Source organism: Cupriavidus sp. 05T41 (assembly GCF_056396525.1).
Map to the genome: position 1 here is coordinate 1 of NZ_JBFTLQ010000176.1, position 4,209 is coordinate 4,209.

5 protein-coding genes are annotated in these 4,209 nt (G+C 64.4%); 3 read left to right on the forward strand and 2 right to left on the reverse strand.

Annotation, left to right across the window (positions count from 1 at the left end):
• On the reverse strand, positions 1 to 302 hold a 302-nt coding region (gene sdhC / locus AC1DKV_RS40160), incomplete at its 3' end, for a succinate dehydrogenase, cytochrome b556 subunit (protein ID WP_477139728.1).
• A gap of 259 nt (positions 303 to 561) precedes the next feature.
• On the reverse strand, positions 562 to 1,386 hold the full coding sequence (locus AC1DKV_RS40165; RefSeq protein ID WP_477139729.1) for a GntR family transcriptional regulator: 825 nt from the start codon (positions 1,384 to 1,386) through the stop codon (positions 562 to 564).
• 339 nt (positions 1,387 to 1,725) lie between these two features.
• On the opposite strand from AC1DKV_RS40165, the gene AC1DKV_RS40170 reads away from it, so the two are divergent.
• The 3 genes from AC1DKV_RS40170 to AC1DKV_RS40180 form a co-directional block, all read left to right on the forward strand.
• Positions 1,726 to 2,709 (forward strand): malate dehydrogenase, encoded by a 984-nt coding sequence (locus tag AC1DKV_RS40170; RefSeq protein ID WP_441624437.1) that lies wholly within the window; start codon positions 1,726 to 1,728, stop codon positions 2,707 to 2,709.
• Between the two features lie 140 nt (positions 2,710 to 2,849).
• Entirely contained in the window at positions 2,850 to 3,830 is a 981-nt protein-coding gene (locus AC1DKV_RS40175) for an HpcH/HpaI aldolase/citrate lyase family protein (RefSeq protein ID WP_441624439.1), read from the forward strand.
• A gap of 140 nt (positions 3,831 to 3,970) precedes the next feature.
• The coding region (locus AC1DKV_RS40180) for a citrate/2-methylcitrate synthase (RefSeq protein ID WP_441624441.1) at positions 3,971 to 4,209 on the forward strand (239 nt) is incomplete at its 3' end.

Consider the following 4,209-nt stretch of genomic DNA (forward strand, 5'->3'; position numbering starts at 1 on the left):
ACGTCGAGCAGCAGGAAACGGATGCCGGCACAGAAGTGGTGGAGGTAACCCCAGATCAGGGCCAGCAGAACCAGCTTGACGAAGCCGCCGGACAGGAGCGCCGAGAACTTTGCGAAACTCAGTTCGGAGGTGACGCTTTGCTCGAACAGRTASAGSACGAAAGGAAGRAGGAGGAACATCAWSGCACCGCTTGCGCGATGCAGGATGGACACCTTGCCGGCCCAGGGCAACCTGTAACGCGCTAGCTGCGTGACATGGATGTTCCGGAACTCCGGCCTGGCTTGTTTGACGGCTTCAGCCATGCGAGACCCCATTTTGCGGTAAACAAAAAACGAAACTACTCAATGCCCTGCATGCAAATGAATGCAGTTGGAGCAAATCCACATRATTTTAGCGCCTTTGTTGCGCGGCGCACCAATAATTTTCAGCTATCGCGCACCAACATGCCGTGCCCGACAATCGCACGCGGCCTCGCCACGGCGTAATAATCCCACTTCGCGCAACAGCGGCGGCGGCCATGGCCGCGGCAACAATAACCGCCAGAGATTCCCACACGGCAACTCAGCTCAAATCGTTCTGATAATAGTGCCGGGTGGTGACATACAAGCCGCGCCGGACTTCGACGGGGCGGTMGCCGTAGGTAAACGACACGCGCTCGACGGACAGCAGCGGCGCGCCAGCCTCCACGGAAAGCAAGGCTGCGGTGGCGGCGTCGGCGGACACCGCGCGGATCTTCTCGGAGGCCCGGATCATGCGCGTACCGAACTCGGCCTCGAACAGCGCATACATCGGCCCCTTCCATTCGGTCAGCTTCTCGGCCGTCAGCCCTTTGAAATTGGTGCCCAGCAGCCAGATCTCGTCCAGCACGGTGGCCTCGCCGGAGAAAAACAGCACGCGGCGGATCTGCACCACGCTGTCGCCGGTGCGGATATCGAGCAGGCKGGCGATCTCGGCGGGCGCGCGCAGGCGCTTGCACTCCAGCACCTGGCTGGCGCCATAATGGGGCTCGCCCTCATCGGGGACGAGTCGCAGGAACCGGAACTTGACGCCATCCTCGTGATGGGTCGTGACGAAGGTGCCCTTGCCCTGGCGGCGCGCCACCAGGTTCTCGGCGGCAAGTTCGTMGATGGCCTTGCGCACGGTACCCTGGCTGACCTTGTAGCGGGCCGCGAGGTCCATTTCGCTGGGGATCATGTCGCCCGGCTTCCATTCGCCGGACTGCAGGCTCTGGGTGATGAGCGCCTTGATCTGCTGGTAGAGTGGGCTGAACGTGGGCGAAACCGCGGCCGCCACAGGCGACTGCGTGCCGGCGCCGGACGCAGCGGCGCCACTATCCTGCACTGCAGCAACGGCAGTACCGACGAGGGGCGTGGGCAGGGATGACATAGGCGAATTTCACCACAAAACGGCAAAGGGCGTCCAGCCCGGCATTAAATGTCTTATGTCTTATATAAGACATATGAATTGACATTGCGCGGAGGCGCGCCTACACTCCCGCTGGTTTCACGCCGGCACCACTCTGGATACGGCACCCCTCTTCGCAGTAGACTTACGCTTTGTCGCACCCCATGACCCGTAGTGGCTCCTCCCAGTCGGCATCGCTCCCAGCGCGCCGGCGGATTGCCGCCTGCCGCCGTGGCKACAAACTCGCACCCGGTGACGTACGGACCACCGTCCGGCGCGACACCGTCCAGTTTCCCCCTCTTTACGTTTGGAGATCTACTCATGGCTAAAGCCCCAATGCGCGTCGCAGTCACCGGCGCCGCTGGCCAGATCGGCTATTCCCTGCTGTTCCGCATCGCCAATGGCGACATGCTTGGCAAAGACCAGCCGGTCATCCTCCAACTGCTGGATCTCCCGCAAGCCCAGGCCGCCGTCAAGGGCGTGGTGATGGAACTGGAAGACTGCGCGTTCCCGCTGCTGGCAGGCGTGGTGATCACCGACGACCCCAAGGTCGCCTTCAAGGATGCCGACGTGGCCCTGCTGGTCGGTGCCCGTCCGCGTAGCAAGGGCATGGAACGCAAGGACCTGCTCGAAGCCAACGCCCAGATCTTCACGGTGCAGGGCAAGGCACTGGACGAAGTCGCCAGCCGCAACGTCAAGGTGCTGGTGGTCGGCAACCCGGCCAACACCAACGCCTACATCGCCATGAAGTCCGCGCCGAGCCTGCCGCGCGAGAACTTCACCGCCATGCTGCGCCTGGATCACAACCGCGCGCTGTCGCAGATCGCCGCCAAGACCGGCAAGCCGGTTTCGTCGATCGAGAAGATGTTCGTGTGGGGCAACCACAGCCCGACCATGTACGCCGACTACCGCTACGCGACCGTCGACGGCCAGAGCGTCAAGAACCTGATCAACGACCACGCCTGGAACAACGACGTGTTCCTGCCGACCGTCGGCAAGCGCGGCGCCGCCATCATCGAAGCGCGCGGCCTGTCGTCGGCTGCCTCGGCCGCCAACGCCGCCATCGACCACGTGCATGACTGGGTGCTGGGCAGCAATGGCAAGGTCGTCACGATGGGCATCCCGTCGAACGGCGAGTACGGCATCCCGGCCGACACCATGTTCGGCTACCCGGTGACCACCGCCAACGGCAAGTACGAGATCGTCAAGGGTCTGGAGATCGACGCCTACAGCCAGGAAAAGATCAACATCACCCTGAAGGAACTGGAAGAAGAGAAAGCCGGCGTGCAGCACCTGCTCGGCTGATCCTCCTCAGATCTAGTCCCAGGCAGCGCCAATGATCAGGCCGGAGCCCCGCAACGATTCACGGATCGGCGCGGGCTCCGGCTTTTTTCATGGGCGCGCCGCCCGGTCCCCGGACACCAACCCAAACCAGAATACCTAACGTGCATCCCTCCGAGGTCTTGTTCCAGGGCGAAGCCATTCCGGCCCAACTGCCGGTCTGCGACCACTATGCCGGCAACGAAAAGCTGATGCTGAAATCGCTCGCCCTGCAGCAAGAGCTTGGGCCGGTCTTCGACATCACCTTCGACTGCGAGGACGGCGCCGCGGTCGGCCTCGAGCGCGAGCACGCCGAGTTGTGCGCGCATCTGATCAACGGACCGCAAAACCGTTTCAACCGCGTGGGCGTGCGCATTCACGACCCCGCCCACCCGAGCTGGCGCGAGGACATCGACATCCTGGTCGGCAGCGCCGGCGCGCGCCTGGCGTACGTGGCCATTCCGAAGGTGGCCGACGTGGTGGAAGTCGCGCGCGTGACCGACCACGTCAACCAGGTGGCGCGCGCCGCCGGCATTGCGCGTCACATTCCGATCCATGTGCTGATCGAGACGCATGGCGCACTCGAACAGGCGTTCGACATCGCCCGCCTGGTGCAGGTCGAATGCCTGAGCTTCGGCCTCATGGATTTCGTCTCCGCCCACCATGGCGCCATCCCCGGCGAGGCCATGCGCTCGCCGCAGCAATTCGAGCAGCCGCTGATCCGGCGCGCCATGCTGGAGATCTCGGCCGCCTGCCACCGCCACGGCAAGGTGCCTTCGCACAATGTCAGCACCGACATCGAGCAGCCCCGACGCGCCGGCGAGGACGCCATGCGCGCCCGCACGGAGTTCGGCTACCTGCGCAAGTGGAGCATCCACCCGGGCCAGATCGACCCCATCGTGGCGGCATTCCGCCCGAGCGGCGCCGAGATCGGCGCGGCCAGCGAGATCCTGCTGGCCGCCTACGAGAACAACTGGGCGCCGATCCGCCACCAGGGCCAGTTGCACGACCGCGCCAGCTACCGCTATTACTGGTCGCTGCTGCAGCGCGCCCACGCCACCGGGGCGGAACTGCCCTGCATGGTGCTGGACCGCTTCTTTGCGTGAGTTCGATGTTCGCCGTTGCTGTAACCCGGATTCTTACCCGATCCATTGACCCGGGCCATTGACCCGGGCCCGATTGCCCGGCCCCGCATCCGGGCGGCAGCTTGACCGCCGGGCGGGCCAGCAGACAGACAGGAGACGCGATGCCAGAGCAGCAGCAGCAGCCAGTCCAGCAGGACGCCCCGAAGCCGAAGAAATCCGTCGCCCTGTCGGGCGTTGCCGCCGGCAATACTGCGCTCTGCACGGTCGGCCGCACCGGCAACGACCTGCACTACCGCGGCTACGACATCCTCGACATCGCCGAGACCTGCGAATTCGAGGAGATCGCCCACCTGCTGGTGCACGGCAAGCTCCCCACCCGCGCCGAACTCAAGGCCTACAA

Coding starts and splice junctions, on each gene's coding strand:
- AC1DKV_RS40170 (WP_441624437.1), top strand. CDS start 1,726: ATGGCTAAAGCCCCAATGCGCGTCGCAGTCACCGGCGCCGCTGGCCAG.